Source organism: Halomonas sp. BC2, from assembly GCF_002078115.1.
In the GTDB taxonomy this organism is placed as follows: domain Bacteria; phylum Pseudomonadota; class Gammaproteobacteria; order Pseudomonadales; family Halomonadaceae; genus Vreelandella; species Vreelandella stevensii.
Genome location: NZ_LFGT01000010.1, coordinates 1 through 19,638, shown reverse-complemented (window position 1 = coordinate 19,638; position 19,638 = coordinate 1). Strand labels below are relative to the sequence as shown.

At 60.8% G+C, this 19,638-nt stretch carries 18 protein-coding genes, 3 tRNA genes and 1 pseudogene; 3 read left to right on the top strand and 19 right to left on the bottom strand.

Going from position 1 to position 19,638, the window contains the following annotated elements:
* The 10 genes and pseudogenes from B7L71_RS08600 to ccmA all read right to left on the bottom strand — a co-directional run.
* The coding region (locus B7L71_RS08600; protein WP_170919466.1) for a chromosome segregation SMC family protein at positions 1–1,231 on the bottom strand (1,231 nt) is incomplete at its 3' end.
* A gap of 33 nt (positions 1,232–1,264) precedes the next feature.
* A complete protein-coding gene (ccmI, locus tag B7L71_RS08595) occupies positions 1,265–2,512 on the bottom strand; it encodes a c-type cytochrome biogenesis protein CcmI (RefSeq protein WP_081137341.1) in 1,248 nt (415 codons plus the stop codon).
* Positions 2,509–2,979 (bottom strand): cytochrome c-type biogenesis protein, encoded by a 471-nt coding sequence (locus B7L71_RS08590; protein ID WP_081137339.1) that lies wholly within the window; start codon positions 2,977–2,979, stop codon positions 2,509–2,511. Before B7L71_RS08590 ends, ccmI begins: the two co-directional genes overlap by 4 nt.
* Positions 2,970–3,497 (bottom strand): DsbE family thiol:disulfide interchange protein, encoded by a 528-nt coding sequence (locus B7L71_RS18000; protein WP_016914824.1) that lies wholly within the window; start codon positions 3,495–3,497, stop codon positions 2,970–2,972. The genes B7L71_RS08590 and B7L71_RS18000 overlap by 10 nt, the downstream gene beginning before the upstream one ends.
* Positions 3,498–3,527: 30 nt before the next feature.
* Positions 3,528–5,495 (bottom strand): annotated as a pseudogene (locus B7L71_RS08585) (heme lyase CcmF/NrfE family subunit); the annotation flags it as partial.
* 51 nt (positions 5,496–5,546) lie between these two features.
* A complete protein-coding gene (ccmE, locus tag B7L71_RS08580; RefSeq protein ID WP_016914826.1) occupies positions 5,547–6,056 on the bottom strand; it encodes a cytochrome c maturation protein CcmE in 510 nt (169 codons plus the stop codon).
* Positions 6,046–6,300, bottom strand: coding sequence for a heme exporter protein CcmD (gene ccmD / locus B7L71_RS08575; protein WP_016914827.1), 255 nt, complete (start codon positions 6,298–6,300; stop codon positions 6,046–6,048). The genes ccmE and ccmD overlap by 11 nt, the downstream gene beginning before the upstream one ends.
* Positions 6,297–7,040, bottom strand: a complete 744-nt coding sequence (locus B7L71_RS08570) for a heme ABC transporter permease (RefSeq protein WP_016914828.1) — start codon at positions 7,038–7,040, stop codon at positions 6,297–6,299. The genes ccmD and B7L71_RS08570 overlap by 4 nt, the downstream gene beginning before the upstream one ends.
* Before the next feature lie 14 nt (positions 7,041–7,054).
* Positions 7,055–7,789, bottom strand: coding sequence for a heme exporter protein CcmB (ccmB, locus tag B7L71_RS08565; RefSeq protein ID WP_081137337.1), 735 nt, complete (start codon positions 7,787–7,789; stop codon positions 7,055–7,057).
* Positions 7,790–7,802: 13 nt separating this feature from the next.
* Positions 7,803–8,423 (bottom strand): cytochrome c biogenesis heme-transporting ATPase CcmA, encoded by a 621-nt coding sequence (gene ccmA, locus B7L71_RS08560; RefSeq protein WP_081137335.1) that lies wholly within the window; start codon positions 8,421–8,423, stop codon positions 7,803–7,805.
* Positions 8,424–8,681: 258 nt separating this feature from the next.
* On the opposite strand from ccmA, the gene B7L71_RS08555 reads away from it, so the two are divergent.
* Positions 8,682–9,101, top strand: a complete 420-nt coding sequence (locus B7L71_RS08555; protein WP_249273212.1) for a S24 family peptidase — start codon at positions 8,682–8,684, stop codon at positions 9,099–9,101.
* A 29-nt stretch (positions 9,102–9,130) separates the two neighbouring features.
* Complete coding sequence (locus B7L71_RS08550; RefSeq protein ID WP_081137331.1) at positions 9,131–9,748, top strand: IMPACT family protein; 618 nt, start codon at positions 9,131–9,133, stop codon at positions 9,746–9,748.
* A 104-nt stretch (positions 9,749–9,852) separates the two neighbouring features.
* Here the strand turns inward: B7L71_RS08550 and B7L71_RS08545 are convergent, their stop codons facing one another.
* The 3 genes from B7L71_RS08545 to B7L71_RS08535 form a co-directional block, all read right to left on the bottom strand.
* On the bottom strand, positions 9,853–11,175 hold the full coding sequence (locus B7L71_RS08545; RefSeq protein WP_081137329.1) for a sodium ion-translocating decarboxylase subunit beta: 1,323 nt from the start codon (positions 11,173–11,175) through the stop codon (positions 9,853–9,855).
* Between the two features lie 10 nt (positions 11,176–11,185).
* Positions 11,186–13,012 carry a sodium-extruding oxaloacetate decarboxylase subunit alpha gene (oadA, locus tag B7L71_RS08540; protein ID WP_081137327.1) on the bottom strand — a complete coding sequence of 609 codons (1,827 nt, stop codon included), beginning with the start codon at positions 13,010–13,012 and terminating at the stop codon, positions 11,186–11,188.
* A 92-nt stretch (positions 13,013–13,104) separates the two neighbouring features.
* Positions 13,105–13,362, bottom strand: coding sequence for an OadG family protein (locus tag B7L71_RS08535; RefSeq protein WP_081137325.1), 258 nt, complete (start codon positions 13,360–13,362; stop codon positions 13,105–13,107).
* Positions 13,363–13,489: 127 nt separating this feature from the next.
* Here B7L71_RS08535 and B7L71_RS08530 point away from each other — a divergent pair, with 127 nt between their 5' ends.
* Positions 13,490–14,461 carry a tRNA dihydrouridine synthase gene (locus tag B7L71_RS08530; RefSeq protein ID WP_232710848.1) on the top strand — a complete coding sequence of 324 codons (972 nt, stop codon included), beginning with the start codon at positions 13,490–13,492 and terminating at the stop codon, positions 14,459–14,461.
* 165 nt (positions 14,462–14,626) lie between these two features.
* Here the strand turns inward: B7L71_RS08530 and B7L71_RS08525 are convergent.
* The 6 genes from B7L71_RS08525 to alaS form a co-directional block, all read right to left on the bottom strand.
* Positions 14,627–14,703 (bottom strand) — tRNA-Arg (locus B7L71_RS08525).
* Positions 14,704–14,770: 67 nt separating this feature from the next.
* A tRNA-Arg gene (locus B7L71_RS08520) sits at positions 14,771–14,847 on the bottom strand.
* Positions 14,848–14,874: 27 nt separating this feature from the next.
* Positions 14,875–14,967 (bottom strand) — tRNA-Ser (locus B7L71_RS08515).
* Positions 14,968–15,092: 125 nt separating this feature from the next.
* The gene (gene csrA / locus B7L71_RS08510; RefSeq protein WP_016914837.1) at positions 15,093–15,281 is read right to left on the bottom strand and encodes a carbon storage regulator CsrA; all 189 of its coding nucleotides are present in this window, start codon (positions 15,279–15,281) and stop codon (positions 15,093–15,095) included.
* Between the two features lie 191 nt (positions 15,282–15,472).
* Positions 15,473–16,723, bottom strand: a complete 1,251-nt coding sequence (locus B7L71_RS08505; protein WP_016914838.1) for an aspartate kinase — start codon at positions 16,721–16,723, stop codon at positions 15,473–15,475.
* Between the two features lie 106 nt (positions 16,724–16,829).
* Positions 16,830–19,442 (bottom strand): alanine--tRNA ligase, encoded by a 2,613-nt coding sequence (gene alaS / locus B7L71_RS08500; RefSeq protein WP_081137322.1) that lies wholly within the window; start codon positions 19,440–19,442, stop codon positions 16,830–16,832.
* Positions 19,443–19,638: the final 196 nt, after the last annotated feature.

The following is a 19,638-nucleotide window of genomic DNA, read 5'->3' as shown; positions in this document are numbered from 1 at the left end:
GCTGCTCCAGGTCACGCAGCTGATCCTGGCGGCGGTCGGCATCGCGGCTGGCTTCGCGCCAGCGATTTTCGGCATCGCTCCACTGCTGCTCGGCGGCCTCCAGGGCGGGGCTGGCCGACGCCAGGGTCTCTTCCAGCTCCGCCAGCTGCTCTTCGAGGGCTTCGTATTCGGGCAGTACGTCTTCCAGGCGTTCGTCGATGGCGAACAGTCGCTCGCGGTCGCCTTCGCTGACCAGCCGCTGCTCATCCAGGTCGCGGCGGGCTGTGGCGATGTCGCTGGCCAGCTGCGCTTCACGGCTGCGACGGTGGGCCTGGTCCTGTTCCAGCCGGGCGATGCGGGTGGTGGTCTCGAAAAACTGCTGCTGGTGACGCTCCAGCACATCGGCCAGCTCGTCATGCTGTTCGCGGGCCTGCTCCAGCCGGGTCTCGCACTGGCGCACGCCGAACACGTCTTTCTCGACGGCAATTTCCAGCTCGCGCACCCGGCTTTCCTGATGCGACTGCTCGGCACGCAGGGTGCGCCCACGCAGCAGCGCCAGCTCGCCTTTGAGGCGATACTCCTGCTGTTTGAGTTCCTGATAGCGTTTGGCGGCTTCGGCCTGGCGTTTGAGGCGCTCCAGCTGCTTGTCCAGCTCGTCGCGGATGTCGTCCAGTCGCTCCAGGTTCTCCTGGGTCCGGCGCATGCGGTTTTCGGTTTCCCGGCGACGCTCCTTGTACTTGGAGATACCGGCAGCCTCTTCGAGGGTGGCACGCAGGTCGTCGGGGCGCGCTTCGATGAGCCGCGAAATCATGCCCTGGCCGATGATGGCGTACGAACGCGGGCCGAGGCCGGTCCCCATGAACAGGTCGGCGATGTCCCGGCGGCGGCACTTCTGGCCGTTGAAGAAGTAGTTGGATTGCCCGTCTCGGGTGACCAGACGCTTGACGGCAATTTCAGCGTACTGGGCATAGACACCGCCCATGCCGCCGTCGCGGTTGTCGAACTTGAGTTCGATAGAGGCCTGCCCGACGGGCTTGCGCCCCGTCGAGCCGTTGAAGATGACGTCGGCCATGGATTCGCCGCGCAGGGTTTTGGCAGACGACTCGCCCATGACCCAGCGCACGGCGTCGATGATATTGGACTTGCCACAGCCGTTGGGCCCCACGATGGCGGTCATGTTGCCATCGAAGGGGACGGTGACCGGATCGACAAAGGACTTGAACCCGACAAGACGAATGGAGGTTAAGCGCATTGTGATCCTTTCCTGCAGCGAAAGTCGCGGAGGTTACTCAAAAACGCGGTTGATGACCACCTCGGCTGCTTCATCATCACTGATCGGGCCCACGGTGACGCTCTCCAGGTCGCCGAACAGGTCCCCGGGTTGCGGTGTGGCCTGGCCCGAGGGCGACACGCGCACCATCAGGCGTGCTTCACGCACCTGGGAGATCTGGGCATCCGCCGACATGGCCGCCGTATCGTCCAGCACTACCGTCATCGGCAGCTCCGCGACCTGGGCACGAATCACCGCCAGCGGTGGTAGCTCGCCATCCATATCGCGAGCGGTAACGAACACCGTGGCGTCGTCGCTGACGCTGCCTTCCAGCTCGGCGTCCAGCGAAACATTCACCCGAATTCCCTGGCTTTGTGCGGCCGCAGCATCGGCATTTTCCGGCACGACACCCATCCGCTCCTGAGCTACACGGATACCGTCGCGCAGGGAGGCCGCCGTTTCCGGATTTTCGATGTTGGCCACGGCTCGGCGCCAGCGGTCGATGGCCGTTTCGTAATCACCACTATCGAAGGCGTGAATGCCCAGCAGGCCGAGCACCGTGGGCTGGCGTGGGTCGAGCGCCAGCGTTTCGTCTACCAGCGCCTGCACTTCCGGCGTCAACTGACGCTCTGCCAGAAAAAACTGGAGCTGAGCCATTTGTGCCAGCAGCGGCGGGATACGCCCATCGATATCCAGCAAACGTTCCAGCGCATCCACGGCCTTATCGGTCTGGCCGGTGTCGCGATAAATGGGAAACAGCGCGCTCCACACGTTGGGGTTGTTGGGCTGGCGCTCGGCTTCGGCTTCCATCCGCTCGGTGAACATGCTCAGCGAGCCTTCAGGGTGCTGACGCACTTCCTGCTGGATGGCGTACAGCGTCAGGTCACCTTCGGCACCATACTGCTGGTACCAGAACGTGCTGGCACCGACCACGGCCACCATCACCAGCGGCACCATCAAGCGGCCAGCACTGGCTGATTTCAGCGGCCGACGGGTCTCGACGACGGTGTCTTCCAGCAGGCTACGCTCCAGTTCCAGGCGATCTTCCTGGTAGCGTGCGTCGTCGATGTCTCCCCGATCCCGGGCGGCCTCCAGCGAGGCCAGACGGCGCTGAAAAATCGCCACGTTCTGCTCGGCCGTGGTGTCGTTGGCCTCGAAGGTTTCCAACTGGTCACGCAGCGTGCGAGCGCCGCGCATGGGTGCCACCAGCAGCCACAGCGCAGGTATCAGCAGTAAAGCAATCGCAATCCAGACCGGTGTCATGACGACCTCTCGCGGTTAATCAGGGCATTCAGGCGGGCGCGTTCTTCTGCGCTCAGGGCCTTGGCAGAGGCGTTGCGGCGGGCACGCACCACCATGATGACGACCACCAGGCCAATCAACACCAGAACGATGGGCAACCCCCACAGCAGATAGGTGCGGTTCTCCAGACGCGGGTTGTAGAGAATGTAGTCACCGAAACGCTGCACCATGTGGTTGATGATTTCGATATCGGCGTAGCCTTCGTTCAGCAGCACGTAGACGCGCTCGCGCATGTCCGCCGAAATGGGCGCATCGGAGTCGTCGATGGCCTGGTTTTCACACAGCGGGCAGCGCATGGAGGCGGTCAGGTCGCGGTAGCGCTTTTCCAGTACCGGATCATCGAACTCGCGCACTTCGATTCCGCCGGCCATGACGCTACCGGCGGTGGCCAGCAGCATGGCCGTCACTATCCAACGAATTATCGCCATTTTTCTACCTCCGGCAGGATACGGTCACGGACATCTTCCGGGGAGACATAGCCCTTGTGGTGATAGCGGATCACGCCCTCTGCATCCACCAGAAAGGTTTCCGGCGCGCCGTACACGCCCAGGTCGAAACCAAGGCTGCCATCCGGGTCAAAGATGTTGATCTCGAAGGGGTCGCCGAATTCGGTCAAAAACTCCAGGCCTTTCTCGCGGGTATCCCGATAGTTGATGCCCACCATGCGGATACCGTGATCCGCCAGTGACAGCAGCTGCGGCATCTCTTGCTTGCAGGCCGGACACCACTCGCCCCAGACGTTGACCAGCGTCACTTCGCCGATGAACAGCGACTGGTCGACCTGGCGTTCGGCGTCACGCAAGGTAGTGGCCTGAAACTCAGGAAACTCCCGCGCCATGAGGGCCGAATCCCGCTGGGAAGGGTCCTGCCCTAACCCTTGATAGAGAAACAGCGCAATGCCCAGAAAGCCGATGGGCAGCAGTAACAGCAGCAAACGTCGCGTCATACCGGCGCCTCCTGGAGCGGGCTGGGCTCGGGCAGTCTCAGGTTGGCGTACGCTGACTCGGCGGTAGCGCTTGTCGATGACGGCCAGCAGGCCACCGAAGGCCATCAGCAGGCCACCCAGCCATAGCCAGCGCACGAAGGGCTTGTATTGCACGCGCATGGCGTAGCTGCCATCGCCCAAGTCTTCGCCCATGGCCACGTAGAGGTCACGGAAGAAACCGGGGCGCAGCGCTACCTGGGTCATGGGCATGCCGGTGGCCAGGTAGAGGCGTTTTTCCGGCCGCATGACGAAGCTGCGTCCTTCTTCACCGCGCTGAACCTGAATGATCGAGGTATCGGCCAGGAAGTTGGGGCCACGACGATTGGTCAGTTCGGTCATGGTGAACTGGTACCCGGCAACTTCCACCGTCGTCCCCGGCGACATGCGCACGTTACGCTCGATGTTGTAGTTCGACACCACGGCCACGCCCACGATGGTGACCGCCACGCCCAGGTGGCCCAGCACCATGCCCCAATAGGAGAGCGACAGCTTGCGCAGGCCCGCCACGAACGAACTGGCGTGGCGTGTCTTGTCGAACAGGTCGCGCACCATGGGCAGCACGATCCACAGCGCCGAAATGATGCCCAGCGCTACCCACAGGTTCCATTCACGGCCATACACCAGCGGCATGGCGATGCCCAGCGCCAGCGAAGCTGCGCCCGCCAGCCACAGTTTGCGCCACAGCTCCTTGCCGCTCATGCTCTTCCAGCGGGCCAGCGGGCCAAGGCCCATGAAGATACACATCACCACGGTCAGCGGAACGAACAGGGCATTGAAGTAGGGAGGCCCGACGCTGATCTTGCCCAGCCCCAGCGAATCCAGAATCAGCGGATACACGGTGCCCAGCAGTACCGTCACGGTCATGATGACCAGCAGGACATTGTTGATCAGCAGCAAGGAGTCCCGAGAGAGCCAGTTGAAGCCCACCTTGTGGCTGACCCGCGGAGCACGCAGGGCAAATACCAGCAGCGACAGGGTGACCGTGATGGCCAGCAACATCAGGATGAAGAAGCCACGGAACGGGTCGTTGGCAAATGCGTGGACCGAGGTGAGCACGCCCGAACGCACCAGGAACGTACCCAGCAAGGAGAGCGAGAAGGTCGAGATGGCCAGCAGTACGGTCCAGCTCTTGAACGAGCCGCGCTTCTCGGTCACCGCCAGCGAGTGTACCAGCGCCGTGCCCGTCAGCCAGGGCAGCAGCGAAGCGTTCTCCACCGGGTCCCAGAACCACCAGCCGCCCCAGCCAAGCTCGTAATAGGCCCACCAGCTACCCAGCGCGATGCCCACGGTCAAAAACGCCCAGGCAATGTTGGTCCAGGGGCGCGCCCAGCGGGTCCAGGCGGCATCCAGACGCCCCCCCAGCAGCGCCGCAATGGCAAACGCAAACACCACCGAAAAGCCCACGTAGCCCATGTAAAGCATCGGCGGGTGAACAATCAGGCCGAAGTCCTGCAGCAGCGGATTCAGGTCAGCGCCGTCGGCGGGCATGTTGGGCAGCAGCCGCTCGAAGGGGTTGGAGGTCATCAGGATGAACAACAGGAAGCCGACACACACCATGCCCATGACGCTCTGCACCCGAGCCACCATGTCCCGAGGCAACTCCTTGGAGAACACCGAAGCCGCATAGCCCCAGCCTGCCAGCATCAGGCTCCAGAGCAGGACCGAACCTTCATGGTTGCCCCAGACGGCGCTGAACTTGTAGTACCAAGGCAGCAGGGAGTTGGAGTTGTTGGCCACGTTGGCCACGCTGAAATCATCCAGCATGTAGCTGGTGGTCAAGCACAGGTAGGCAATGGCCACGAACAGGAACTGGCCGGTTGCCATGGGGTAACCATAGGCCATCCAGAGGGGGCGGCGGGTAGCGGCTCCCAGCAGCGGCATCACGGCCTGCACGATCGCCATCAATAGCGCGATAACCAGCGCAAAGTGGCCAATTTCAGGAATCATTTTAATCAGCATGAGCGCTCCGCATTGGCAGTAAGCATTACCGAATATTGCAGGGATAAGCCGTTAGTAATCGCTTGCTTGTGGAACGCCCTGCTGCTCCAGGCGCTTACCCACTTCGGCGGCCTTGGCCTGGAAATCAGCGGGCGAATAGCCCGCTTCTTTCAGTGCCTGGGCGACTTCCGGCGGCATGTAGTTTTCGTCGTGACGCGCCAGCACTTTATCGGCGTAGAGTCGGCCATCGGCCTGCAGCTGGCCCACCACCACCACGCCCTGCCCTTCACGGAACAGGTCGGGCAGGATGCCGCTGTAGTAGACCTCGACATCGTCCACGTAGTCGGTCACCGTGAACGCTACGTCGAGGCTGTCGGGGTCACGCAGTACCGAGCCCTCTCGGACCATGCCACCGGCACGAATCTGGCGGTCCAGAGGGGCATCCCCCTGGGCGATTTGTACCGGGCTGAAGAACAGGTTGATGTTGGCGCGCAGCGCATACAGCGTGAGCCCCACGGCGATGGCGGTCAGCGAGACCAGGCCCAGAAAGATAAACAGCTTTTGCTTGCGTTTAGGCGTCATTGCGAACATCCCCTTGAGCAGAGTTAACCGGGTTCTGCGCAGCCGTAGTACCGTAGGGGGAAGCCGTGCGCTGCGCTTTTTCACGACGCATGCGGCGTTTGACTCCCTTGATCAACTGGCGCCGCTCCAGGCGAGCATGCAGCAGGATCCCTAACATCAGAAGCGCAGTTACGCCCCAGGCGGCCCACACATAGAGACCGTGGCCGCCCATGGCAAAGAATTCGTTCAGCGAGGCAAAGGTCACTGGCTCACCTCCTCGGCGAGTTCACGCACCCAGCGCTTGTTGGCTTCCCTGCGCAGAATTTCACTGCGGGTACGCATCAAGGCAAGCGCGATAAAAAAGCTGTAGAAGCCCAGCACCATGATCAGCAGCGGTGCCCACATTTCCATGGGCATGGCCGCGCGCCCGGTGATGGTGAACGTAGCGGGCTGGTGCAGGGTGTACCACCAATCGACGGAGTATTTGATGATCGGAATATTGATCACACCCACCATGGCCAGCACGGAAGCTGCCCGCGACCCGCTGTCACGGCTGGTGAAGGCGCCACGCAGGGCGATGACCCCAAGATAGAGGAACAGCAGGATCAGCATCGAGGTGAGCCGAGCATCCCACATCCACCAGGTGCCCCAGGTGGGCACGCCCCAGACGGCGCCGGAAAACAGCGCGATGAAGGTCATGGCGGCACCCAGCGGCGCAATCACGGTGGCCAACATGTCGGCGACCTTGATTTTCCAGACCATAAACACCAGCCCGGAGATAGCCATGGAGACAAAGATGGACTGGGCCAGAAACGCAGCAGGCACATGCACATAGATGATGCGAAAACTGTTGCCCTGCTGGTAGTCGGCCGGGGCGAACACCAGTCCCCAAACGGTGCCCACGGCCAGCAACAGCGCGGCTGCCACCCAGAACCAGGGCTGTAGCTTGGCACTGATCGCATAAAACCACTTGGGAGATCGCAGTTTATTTATAAAGCCCCACATGGTCTTCCCATCCTTTAACCGTTAATACTGATGCGTAGCGACGCGGCAATCGCCCAGGGTGCCAGCATGAGCGACACCGCCAGCAGCGCCCCCAGTATGGCCAGGTGAGCGGCCATCCCATCACCCAGAATGGCGGCCTGCACCGCGCCCGCCCCAAAAATCAGAACCGGGATATACAGCGGCAGTACCAGCAGGGACAGCAGTACCCCGCCCTTGGCCAGCCCCACGGTCAGCGCCGCGCCAATGGCCCCTATCAGGCTCAGGCTCGCGGTGCCCAGCGCCAACGACAGCGCCAGCACCCCGTAGCTGCCTGCTGGTAGCGACAGCATGATGCCCAACACCGGCGCCATCAGCGCCAGCGGCAGCCCGGTCAACAGCCAGTGCACGGCCACCTTGGCAAGCCCCAGCGCCGCCAGCGGCTGGGGGGCCAACAGCAGCTGCTCCAGGCTGCCGTCTTCGAAATCGCTGCGAAACAGACTATCCAGTGACAGCAGGGCTGCCAGCAACGCCGCTACCCACAGCAGTCCCGGCGCAATGCTGGCCAGCAAGACAGGGTCAGGCGAGATGCCAATGGGAAACAGCGTGATGACCAGTGCAAAAAACACCAGCGGGTTGAGCACCTCACCCTTGCGCCGCAACATCAGCGTCAGGTCGCGCTTGAGCGTGGCATGAATGGCCACTCCAAGCCCCCCCTGCGGTGTATGCAGGACCACCTCAGGGGCACTCGATAGAGCGTGTGAACGTTGCAACGCTGACTCCTTTTTACCCCAGCTGAATACGTCTCAGCACCGATGATTCGGTCAGTGCATGGTGGGTCGTCACCAGAACACAGCCGCCAGACTGAGCATGTGCGACCAGCTGCGCTTCCAACGCCATGACACCGTGGCGGTCAATCGCCGTGAAAGGCTCATCCAGGACCCATAGCGCGCGCGGGGTCAGCGTCAACCTTGCCAAGGCAATACGCCGCTGCTGACCAGCGGAAAGCTGTCCTGCCGGGACATCTTCAAAGCCCGCCAGACCAACCTCGAACAGCGCTTGCTCACGCTGTTGATCGCTGCCCTTTTCGCCATTGAGCGCTTGATACCACGCCAAATTTTCCAATGGCGTGAGGCCCGCTTTAACGCCGGGGGCGTGCCCTAGATAGAGTAGGTTTGCGAGAAAATGTTCACGGGTCTGGTGCATGGGGGCACCGTTCCAGAATAGCTCGCCACGGTAGTCGGTCAGTTGGCCGGAGAGGATCTTCAACAACGTGGTTTTACCACTGCCGTTGGGGCCTTCGATACGGACGATCTCGCCGCCCTTGATGTCGAGGTCAAGTCCTTCAAATAGCCAACGATCATCGCGTTCACAGGCCAGTTGTCGGGCTTGCAGGCACAGGCTCAAGAGACTCTCCAGACGCATTAATTTTGGGTCGAACTCTACACGGAAAGGCGCTTTCTCGCCAGTCACGCTCTGCGGCCTGGGGTCGCAGCATGACACAGCTCAAGCCCTCGCCACAAAACCCACGCTTCAAACAGTACTAGCACTGTATGCAAAAACAGGATTATACTGTAACCACTGTATGGATAGACACCTCTTCAGCCACGCCTATCCATTCGCTCACTCGACCGCCTTGGCACAGGCGCTGCATGGGAGAACACAATGACGATCTGCCTCGCCCCCCAGATAACGTCTCACGTACCTTCTCAACCGCTGCCACCGTCTAACGTGCGTCAGCGCCTTGCCTCTCCCCACCGCCAGGTAAACCAGGACGGTCAAGTGACCCGGCACAACACCTATGCCCTACGCATTCGCGGCGACCGCTTGCAGGCCAGCCAGCTCTTCGACGGTGATCTGCTCATCATTCATCGCCATCAGCACGACACCCAGCAGGAAACGGCCACCCTGACCATCAACGATCGCCAGCTTCCCTTGAGCCATTTATCGATTACCCGCCTGGGGGTGCACTTGTGCCCCGAAGATACAGCAGTGCCCGCGCTATTCCTGCATAATGGCGACATCCAGGTGCTGGGCATGGTCATGGGCGTGGCGCACCACACCCGGCAGACTCGGCACCACTGATTCGCGCTCATGTTGGCCAGGAGTCCTGCTTGCGTTACCACGTTCCCGACATTGCCCCCGAGGCGTGGCACTCCACCGAGACCGAGGTAGAGAAAAGCCAGTTTCTGACCTGGCTATGCCACGCCCCCAGCACCAGCGCCTTCGATGCCCTGCTCCAGGCCGCCAAAATCGCCCACCCCAATGCCAGCCACCACTGCACCGCCTTTATCGCTGGCCCACCGGGGGAGCAGACCCGCATTGGCTTTTCGGATGACGGCGAGCCCGGCGGCACGGCGGGACGGCCCATGTTTCAGGCGCTGCAAGGTAGCCAGCTAGGGGAAGTGGGTTGCGTGGTCATTCGCTACTTTGGCGGTACCAAGCTGGGCACCGGTGGGTTGGCCAGAGCCTACGCCCAGGCCGTCAACGCGGCGCTGGAAACACTGCCTACCCGGGAGGTGATCGAGCGCGACAGCTACCGGTTACGTGTAGGCTTCGCCCATGAAGCGCAGGCCCGAGCCTGGTGTGAAGAGCAGGAACTGCCTGTGGAACAGGCTGAGTACGATGGGCATGGCGTGTGCCTGACCATCGGCTGGCCCAGCGACGTGGCGCTGGATATCAGCGGTCTGGAGAATCGCCTGAAAACGGCCGTGGCATTCGAAGCACTGTAAGTTCACGGCCTGCCGATGAAGGCTCGGCAAGCCGTGACACAGCTCAGACTCGGGTTCAGCCCAGTTCTATCGCCAAGTACCCGTTCTATCTATAAGTACCAGCTCTATCCCAGGTACTTGATCATGACCCCGGCGGCCACCGCCGAGCCAATCACCCCGGCCACGTTCGGCCCCATGGCGTGCATCAGCAGGAAGTTATGCGGGTTTGCCTCCAGGCCTACCTTGTTGGCGACCCGTGCGGCCATCGGCACCGCCGACACCCCTGCTGCCCCAATCAACGGGTTGATGGGCATCCTGCTGACCATGTTCATGAGCTTTGCCATCAACACGCCTGCTGCCGTGCCGATAGCGAAGGCAACCATACCCAGCCCTAGAATGCCCAGCGTTTCGAAGCTCAAGAAGCTCTCGGCCATGAGCTTGGAACCCACGGACAGGCCGAGAATGATGGTCACGATATTGATCAGCGCATTCTGCGCAGTATCCGACAGTCGCTCCACCACGCCACACTCACGCATCAGGTTACCAAAGCAGAACATGCCCAGCAGTGGCGCAGCGTCAGGCAGGAACAGCGCCACGGCAATCAGCAGCATCAGCGGGAAGATCACCTTCTCCAGCTTGGAGACCGGACGCAGTTGCGTCATGGCAATCTTGCGCTCTTTTTCGGTGGTCAACAGCCGCATGATGGGTGGCTGGATGAGCGGCACCAGTGCCATGTAGGCATAGGCCGCCACGGCAATGGCACCCAGCAGTTCTGGCGCCAACATGCTGGACACATAGATCGACGTCGGCCCGTCCGCCCCGCCGATGATGCCGATGGCGGCCGCCTGATTGAGCGAAAAGTCCATGACGCCCAGAGAGGTAAGCAGCACCGCCCCAAACAGCGTAGCAAAAATCCCGAACTGGGCCGCCGCGCCCAAAAACAGCGTACGCGGATTGGCCAGCAGGGGACCAAAATCGGTCATGGCCCCCACGCCCATGAAAATGAGCAGCGGCGCAATACCCGAGGCAATGGCAACGCTATAGAAGCTATACAGCACACCATCGCTGTAGCCTGCCCCCAAGGCAATGTCCTTGGCGGCGCGTAGCTGGTCGTAGGCTGCCGTGTCGTGAGCGACGGCTTTCAGCACTTCGCGCCACCCCTCGACACCTGACAACGGGTCCAGCGTGACGCCCAGTGCAGCCGCCATCTGCTGTAGCACGGCGGGCCTGGCCACTTCGATGGCTTGATCGAGCGCTGAAATGGCCAATCCCGCTTCCGGGATATTGGCCAGAATGCCGCCAAAGCCGATGGGTACCAGCAGCAAAGGCTCGAACTTCTTGTAGATCGCCAGGTAAAGAAGACCCAGCCCTACCAGTACCATGACCGCCTGGCCAGGCTGCAGGTTATAAAGCCCGGAGCCTTCCCATAAGGTGATTAGTTTTTCCATGCCGGTGCCCTTAAAGCTCGATCAGCGCATCGCCAACGGCGACGCTATCGCCCTCGCTGACATTGACTTTGGACACCGTTCCGGAGCTGCTGGCACGCACCTCGGTCTCCATCTTCATGGCTTCGAGAATGATCACCACATCGCCCTCGGCCACCTGATCGCCAGGGCGTACGTTGACCTTGAAGATGTTGCCTGCCAGCGGCGCATCGATACTTTCACCGCTTCCTCCAGCGCTTTCTGCCGCACCCGCTCCAGCACTAGCGCCTCCACTGGCGGCAGCCTGCTCCTTGATCTCGCCAATATCGCCGCCCTGGGCCACCTCGACCACATAGGCCTTGCCGTTGAGCTTGACGGTATAGGTTTCCGGGCCGCTGTTGACCACGGTGGCAGGTACCGCCGGTTCTGCCTTGGCAGGCACGGCCGCGTTTGTTGCTGCTTGTGGCGCGGGCTCGAAGGCTTCCTTGTTGTCACGGTTCTTGAGGAACTTCAGGCCAATCTGCGGGAAGAGCGCGTAGGTCAGCACGTCATCCACCTGCCGCTCGCCTTCTGCCAGGCGCAGCTTGTCGGCACTGGCTTTCTCTTTCAGTTCCGAGGCCAGGCGCTCCATTTCCGGTGACAGGTTGTCCGCAGGGCGGCAAGTGATCGGCTCGCCACCTTCCAGCACGCGCTTTTGCAGCTCCACATTGAAGGGGGCAGGCGCTGAGCCGTATTCACCTTTCAACAGCGCCTGGACCTCCTTGGAAATCGACTTGTAGCGCTCGCCCATCATGACGTTCATCACAGCCTGGGTGCCCACGATCTGCGAGGTCGGCGTTACCAGCGGGATGAATCCCAGGTCTTCACGCACACGCGGAATTTCACTCAGCACGTCATCGAGCTTGTCGCCAGCACCCTGCTCTTTCAGCTGGCTCTCCATGTTGGTCAGCATGCCGCCCGGCACCTGCGCCACCAGAATGCGTGAGTCGATCCCCCGCAGCGAGCCCTCGAACGCCGCATACTTTTTGCGTACCTCACGGAAATAACCGGCGATGTCCTCCAGCAACTCCAGGTCCAGCCCCGTGTCACGGTCTGTATCCTTGAGCATTGCCACCACGGATTCAGTAGGGCTGTGCCCATAGGTCATCGACATCGAGGAGATAGCCGTGTCCACGTTATCGATCCCGGCTTCCACAGCCTTCAAAATGGTGGATGTCGAGAGCCCTGTCGTCGCGTGGCAGTGCAGGTGAACAGGAATGGAAAGCTCTTTCTTCAGACGCGTCACCAGCTCGAACGCCGTGTAGGGCGTCAGCAGCCCCGCCATATCCTTGATAGCCAGAGAGTCCGCGCCCATGTTGGCAATGGTTTTCGCAAGATCTACCCAGCTATCCAGGGTATGTACCGGACTGACGGTATAGGAAATGGTCCCCTGGGCATGACCACCCACAGCGCGCACCGCCTTGATGGCACGCTCCAGATTGCGCGGGTCATTCATGGCGTCGAACACGCGGAATACATCCACGCCGTTGGTTTTGGCACGCTCGACGAACTTGTCGACTACATCGTCGGCATAGTGACGGTAGCCCAGCAGGTTCTGCCCGCGCAGCAACATTGCCTGCGGCGTGTTGGGCATTGCCTCTTTCAGGGCACGAATGCGCTCCCAAGGGTCTTCACCCAGATAACGAATACAGGCATCGAAGGTGGCGCCGCCCCAGGTCTCCAGCGACCAGTACCCGACCTTATCGAGCTTTTCGGCGATAGGCAGCATGTCGTCGAGCCGCAGCCGGGTCGCGAATAGCGACTGGTGGGCATCGCGCAACACAACATCAGTGATTCCTAGCGGACGTTTTACATCGTTCATGGTCGTGACTCACCGTTTAGCTTTATTGACTTGTAGTAAATTTAGCAAAATTCATTCTTGAAGAGGGAGTGTATTCGTTATCCATTCCGCCGTTAACGGCGATGCGCAGCCCGATAACGGTGCACTGCAGCACTGATCACGGCCACCACCTCATCGTCAAGGCCTGCCTGAGCAGCGGTCTGACGGCCTTTCCGCTTGGCAGCCGGTGCCACCGGTGCGGGCTGAAAACGCCCAACCAGCTTCGACATCAGCGTGACACTGATCACCAAAACCGTAAGAAAAACAAAAACAAACCCCATACCAAGCCCCATCAGGGCGAGCCCCTCCTGGAGCAACTCCGACCCTTGCATAGCGCGCTCTCCTTGTTGTGTAAGGTGGTTGGCACACCAAACGCCTCCAGCGGCGCTTGGCGGAGTAAGGGTAATACACTAACCTGCCACATCCAGCATAGAATGCAATCGCGCCATAGTGGAAGTCATGGTTGTTAATTTACTACATAAAGGCAAGATTGGCCTTGCGCCAATGGAAGGGGTCATCGACGCACTCACCCGCGACCTGCTCACCCGCCAGCCCGGTTTCGACTGGACGGTGACAGAGTTCGTGCGGGTGGTGGATACCCGCCTTCCCCCCAGGGTGTTTTACAAGCACTGCCCTGAGCTCCAACAGCGCCCTGTGGCTACTCCCAGCGGCATCCCGGTGCACCTGCAGCTACTCGGCTCCGACCCCAGCGCGCTGGCCGAGAATGCCCGTCAGGCGCTAGCACTGGGCGCCATCAGCGTCGACCTCAACTTTGGCTGCCCGGCCAAGCTGGTCAACCGTCACGATGGCGGCGCCTCCCTGCTGCGCCAGCCCGAGCGGGTCTACCAGGCTGTCAGGGCGGTTGCTGATGCCTTGGCCGGTGAGATTCCGGTCACCGCCAAGATACGTCTGGGCTTCGCCAATCGACGCATGGCGGTAACCTGCGCCCAGGCGACCCAGGCAGGCGGCGCCGCACGGCTGGTGGTGCATGGACGAACCCGAGACGAGGGCTACCGCCCGCCCGCGCACTGGGAGTGGATCGGCAGAGTTCGTCACCACGTGGACATCCCCGTGGTGGCCAACGGCGATATCTGGACGCTGGAAGACTACTGGAAGGCGCGCACGCTGTCGGGCTGCCATGACGTCATGCTGGGCCGCAGCGCCCTGGCTGACCCTTGGCTGGCACCCCGCATTCGCCACTGGCAGGAAACCGGCGAGCGGCTGCCGGATACCACCTGGGCAATGCGTGCCAGCGTGCTACAAGAGTACGCCGAGCATCAACGCCAACAGCTACCCGATCGCGTCGTGGTTTCTCTGGTAAAACAGTGGCTGGCACAAATGCGCCAGGGCAATGGCGAAGCCGAGCAGCACTTTCAGCGCCTGAAGCGGGTCACGGACCTGGACATACTGCTCGACAGCCTGGTGCCGTAACGCTTCGCCCCCTGACTCAGACCCCAACGCTTACGAACCAAAAAAAAGCGCCCTTCCGCAAGATGCGGGGGCGCTTTACACGATCGCAAGAGCAACGTGCGAGCTACGTTGGTCAGGCTAGAAGCAGAAAACCCGCTCTCTAATAAGAGAGCGGGTTTTGAAATCTGGCGCGCCCGGGAGGATTCGAACCTCCGACCACCTGATTCGTAGTCAGGTACTCTATCCAGCTGAGCTACGGGCGCTTGACAGTCATGCTTTTCTCGAAAAGCAATGAATCCACTGTAACATCAAAACCTTACGTTTGCAACTTGGCGCGCCCGGGAGGATTCGAACCTCCGACCACCTGATTCGTAGTCAGGTACTCTATCCAGCTGAGCTACGGGCGCATAGCTAACGATGTTACATGGTGCGGCTGGCGGAGAGAGAGGGATTCGAACCCTCGATAGGGCTATAAACCCTATACTCCCTTAGCAGGGGAGCGCCTTCAGCCACTCGGCCACCTCTCCTCAACAGCACGGCGCGAATGTTACCGATTATGGGGACTGGTGTCCACCCCTGTGCCGATTTTTTTTCACGCCGCCCTGATAGTTACCGCTACAGCGCCCTTTTTGAGCACAACACTGGCGGCCATTTATTCCACTTCGCTTTCGCTATTGCGTTCACGCTGAATGCGCTGATAGATCTCTTCACGGTGTACCGCGACATCTTTTGGTGCGTTGACACCAATGCGCACTTGATTACCTTTCACACCTAACACTGTGACGGTGACTTCATCACCGATCATCAGCGTTTCGCCAACGCGGCGGGTTAGGATGAGCATGGCTGATCTCCTTCTCAGACGTTTGATACAACGGGATGTGTCCGCCGGTAGCGCCACCACGCCATTATGCGGCATGGTGACCCCTGCTACCAATGGCTTTAACCCTATGACACCTTAACCTCCCGTTGAATGGAAGCCCACCACCACACGGCAGCGAGTACCCTCAGCGTAGAAGGTTTGAGGGACAAGTGTTATTCAGATTCGCTATCGGCCTTATCCAAGCCAAATGCCTTATGCAAGGCATTGACCGCAAGTTCCATGTGTTTTTCGTCGATCACCACGGAAATCTTGATTTCAGACGTCGATACCATACGAATATTCACGTTCTCTTCGGCCAGCACGCGAAACATCTTCGATGCTACGCCGGCATGTGAACGCATACCGACACCTACCAGCGACACTTTGGCAATGTTGTCGTCGCCGCGCAGTTCACCGCCGCCCAGATCGGGAATGACGGTCTCTTCCAGCAGCTTCTTGGTGGCCTTGTAGTCACCTTTTGCCACCGTGAAGGTGAAATCGGTGTAATCACCTGCCGGTGCTACATTTTGGACAATCATGTCCACTTCAATGTTGGCGTCGGCAATCGGACCTAAAATACGCGAGGCAACGCCGGGCACATCGGGGGTATTCAGCAGCGTCAGCTTGGCTTCGTTCTTGGTAAACGCGATACCGGAGATTAGCGGTTCTTCCATAGAGTCCTCGTCTTGGTCAGAGTCTGCAACAATCAGGGTGCCAGGGCCATCTTCAAAGCTCGACAGAACCCGCAGCGGTACGTTGTACTTGCCAGCGAATTCCACCGCGCGAATCTGCAGCACTTTGGAGCCCAGGCTGGCCAGTTCCAGCATTTCCTCTACCGTGATGCTCTCCAGGCGCTGAGCCTTGGAGCAGACACGCGGGTCGGTGGTGTAAACACCGTCCACATCGGTATAGATCTGGCACTCATCAGCCCCCAGGGCCGCTGCCAGCGCCACACCAGTGGTGTCCGAGCCGCCACGCCCCAGCGTGGTGATGTTGCCGTTTTCGTCCACCCCCTGGAAACCGGCGACCACCACGACCTTGCCAGCGTCCAGATCGGCTTTCAGATCGTCGGTTTCGATACGCTGGATACGCGCTTTGGTATACGCGCTATCGGTATGAATGCCTACCTGTGCGCCGGTGTGCGAGGTTGCCGAGACGCCAATGTGCTGCAGCGCCATAGCCAGCAGAGAGATGGTGACCTGCTCGCCTGTCGAGAGCAGCATATCCATTTCACGCGGGGCGGGGTCTTCGTTCAGGGCATGCGCCATATCGGTCAGGCGGTTGGTTTCGCCACTCATCGCAGAGACGACGACGACGACCTGGTGCCCCTGATCACGAAAGCCCTTGACCTTTTCCGCCACGGCTTTGATACGGTCGACAGAGCCCACCGAAGTGCCGCCGAACTTCTGTACGTATAGTGCCATATGCCGTTTTTCCTTTACGTTCGGGAATGGAGGGTGAATGTTGTTATTGCCAATTTTCCTGACGTACAAAAAGGCCGGTAGCAAATAATGCCACCGGCCTTCTCATTTAGCTAAGCGTGTTTTCCAACCAGGCCGGAACGCTATTCAACGCTCCGGGCAGCGCATCGGGCTGGCTACCACCCGCCTGAGCCATGTCGGCGCGACCGCCTCCTTTGCCGCCAACCTGCGACGCCACATGGTTGACCAGCTCGCCAGCCTTCACACGGCCGGTCAGATCAGCCGTGACACCTGCAATAAGACTGACCTTGCCAGCATCGGCATCGGCTACGCCCAGCATGATGACGCCCGAGCCAAGCTTGTTCTTGAGCTGATCCAACACGCCGCGCAGGTCCTTGCCAGAGACGCCTTCGAGCTGGGTGACCAGCAGCTTCACACCCGCCACTTCCTGCACCTGGCTGAGCATGTCGCTACCTGCCGCGCTGGCCAGCTTGGCCTTCAGCTGCTCCAGTTCTTTCTCCAGGCTGCGGTTGCGCTCGACCAGCGATTCCACGCGTGCTTCCACCTGCTCGGGCTTGGTTTTCAGACGCTCGCCCAAGCGCTGTACGCGGGCCTCCTGCTCGCGGAAGTAGGCCAGCGCGTTTTCCCCGGTAATCGCTTCGATACGGCGCACGCCGGAAGCGATGCCCACTTCACTGATCACGTGGCAGCAGCCGATGTCACCACTGCGGCTCACGTGAGTACCGCCACACAGTTCGATGGAGAAGTCATCGGCACCAATGGTCAGTACGCGCACGCTATCGGCGTATTTCGCTTCGAACAGCGCCGCCGCGCCTTTGGCCTTGGCCTCAGCCAGGCTCATCTGTTCGATTTTCGTTGGCGCATTGGCCAGAATCTGGGCGTTGACGATGCGCTCCACTTCGGCAATCTGTTCAGCGGTCATCGGTTCGAAGTGGCTGAAGTCGAAGCGCAGGCGCTCGGCGTTGACCAGCGAGCCCTTCTGCTGAACGTGATCCCCCAGCACCATGCGCAGTGCTTCGTGCAGCAGGTGGGTCGCCGAGTGGTTGCGCAGCGTGGCAGTACGCAGGCTGGCATCCACCTCGCCGCGCACGCTGGCACCCACGCTCAGCGAGCCTTCCACCATCACACCCTGATGCAGGTGATGGCCGCGCTGCTTCTGGGTATCGGTGACCTGGAAGCGGCCACCGTCGACGTGCAGGTAGCCTGTGTCGCCTACCTGGCCGCCGGACTCGCCATAGAACGGCGTGCGATCCAGCACCACGGTGCCCTTCTGGCCCGCTTCCAGGGCCGCCAGTGCATTGCCTTCGCTATCCACGAGTGCCATCACGGTGGCCTTATCGACCAGCTGATCGTAGCCGGTAAACTGCGTCTCGCCTTCCAGGTCGATGGAGGCGGTGTAGTCGGCACCGAACTGGCTGGCGGCGCGGGCACGTTCACGCTGCGCCTCCAGCTCACGCTGGAAGCCCTCTTCATCCAGGGTGACTTCCCGCTCGCGGCACACGTCGGCGGTCAAATCGAAGGGGAAACCGTAGGTATCGTACAGCTTGAACACAGTCTCACCGGGCAGCACGTCGCCTTGCAGCTCTTCCAGCGCAGCATTCAGCAGCCCCATGCCGTGATCCAGCGTACGGGCGAACTGCTCCTCCTCTTTCAGCAGCACGCGGGCAATCTGCTCGCTGGCCTCACGCAGCTCGGGGTAGGCATCGCCCATTTCGGCATCCAGCGCGCTCACCAGCTTGTGGAAGAACGGCTCGGCCGCACCCAACTTGTGGCCATGGCGAATGGCGCGACGGATGATACGACGCAGTACGTAGCCGCGCCCTTCGTTGGAAGGCAGGACGCCGTCGGCAATCAGGAAGGCGCAGGAGCGGATATGGTCGGCAATCACACGCAGCGAGGGCGTCGTCGTGTCCGGATGCCCGGTGGCCTTGGCAGCGGCTTGCAGCAGGTTCTGGAACAGGTCGATCTCGTAGTTGGAGTGAACGCCCTGCATCACCGCCGCCACGCGCTCCAGCCCCATGCCGGTATCGATCGACGGTTTGGGCAGCGGGTGCAGCGTGCCATCCGCTGAACGGTCGTACTGCATGAAGACCAGGTTCCAGATTTCGATGAAACGGTCACCGTCTTCCTCAGGCGTTCCGGGCGGGCCACCCCAGACTTCCGGGCCGTGATCGAAGAAGATCTCGGAACATGGGCCACAGGGGCCGGTGTCACCCATCTGCCAGAAGTTGTCCTTGGCACCAATGCGCGCAATGCGATCATGCGGCACGCCAATCTCATCGGCCCAGATGGCGTAGGCCTCGTCATCTTCGGTGAACACCGTGACCCACAGCTTTTCGGCAGGCAGCCCCAGACGCTCGGTCAGGAACGTCCAGGCAAAGCGGATGGCATCACGCTTGAAATAGTCGCCAAAGCTGAAATTGCCGAGCATCTCGAAGAAGGTGTGGTGGCGCGCGGTATAGCCGACGTTATCCAGGTCGTTGTGCTTGCCGCCAGCACGCACGCAGCGCTGTGAAGACGCCGCACGAACGTAGGGGCGCGGATCTCGGCCTAGAAAAACGTCCTTGAAGGGCACCATGCCCGCATTGGTGAAGAGCAGCGTCGCGTCGTTGCCCGGCACAAGTGAGCCGGTGGGTACGACGGTATGCCCTTGCTGTTCGAAATAATCGAGAAAGGCCTGTCTGAGTTCTGCGCTTTTCATAGGGTATCCGTGACAAGAAAGCGTGATGCCCCAGGGCGCTGTCGCCGCTACCCGCTGGGGTCGCAAAACGCCCATTATAACGCAGTTGTCAAACGACTAAAGCCGCAGATAGTGACAGAGCCCCTACTGGCACGATAAATAGAGGGCAGGAACCACGTGGTGAACAGCCTTGAGCGGGCTTTTGACGTCCTCCCCG

Excerpts from the sequence above, each read along its gene's own strand:
- ccmI (WP_081137341.1), bottom strand. The coding sequence starts at position 2,512 with ATGACACCGGTCTGGATTGCGATTGCTTTACTGCTGATACCTGCGCTG.
- B7L71_RS08590 (WP_081137339.1), bottom strand. The coding sequence starts at position 2,979 with ATGGCGATAATTCGTTGGATAGTGACGGCCATGCTGCTGGCCACCGCC.
- B7L71_RS18000 (WP_016914824.1), bottom strand. The coding sequence starts at position 3,497 with ATGACGCGACGTTTGCTGCTGTTACTGCTGCCCATCGGCTTTCTGGGC.
- ccmE (WP_016914826.1), bottom strand. The coding sequence starts at position 6,056 with ATGACGCCTAAACGCAAGCAAAAGCTGTTTATCTTTCTGGGCCTGGTC.
- B7L71_RS08570 (WP_016914828.1), bottom strand. The coding sequence starts at position 7,040 with ATGTGGGGCTTTATAAATAAACTGCGATCTCCCAAGTGGTTTTATGCG.
- B7L71_RS08555 (WP_249273212.1), top strand. The coding sequence starts at position 8,682 with ATGACGATCTGCCTCGCCCCCCAGATAACGTCTCACGTACCTTCTCAA.
- B7L71_RS08545 (WP_081137329.1), bottom strand. The coding sequence starts at position 11,175 with ATGGAAAAACTAATCACCTTATGGGAAGGCTCCGGGCTTTATAACCTG.
- oadA (WP_081137327.1), bottom strand. The coding sequence starts at position 13,012 with ATGAACGATGTAAAACGTCCGCTAGGAATCACTGATGTTGTGTTGCGC.
- B7L71_RS08535 (WP_081137325.1), bottom strand. The coding sequence starts at position 13,362 with ATGCAAGGGTCGGAGTTGCTCCAGGAGGGGCTCGCCCTGATGGGGCTT.
- B7L71_RS08530 (WP_232710848.1), top strand. The coding sequence starts at position 13,490 with ATGGTTGTTAATTTACTACATAAAGGCAAGATTGGCCTTGCGCCAATG.
- csrA (WP_016914837.1), bottom strand. The coding sequence starts at position 15,281 with ATGCTCATCCTAACCCGCCGCGTTGGCGAAACGCTGATGATCGGTGAT.
- B7L71_RS08505 (WP_016914838.1), bottom strand. The coding sequence starts at position 16,723 with ATGGCACTATACGTACAGAAGTTCGGCGGCACTTCGGTGGGCTCTGTC.
- alaS (WP_081137322.1), bottom strand. The coding sequence starts at position 19,442 with ATGAAAAGCGCAGAACTCAGACAGGCCTTTCTCGATTATTTCGAACAG.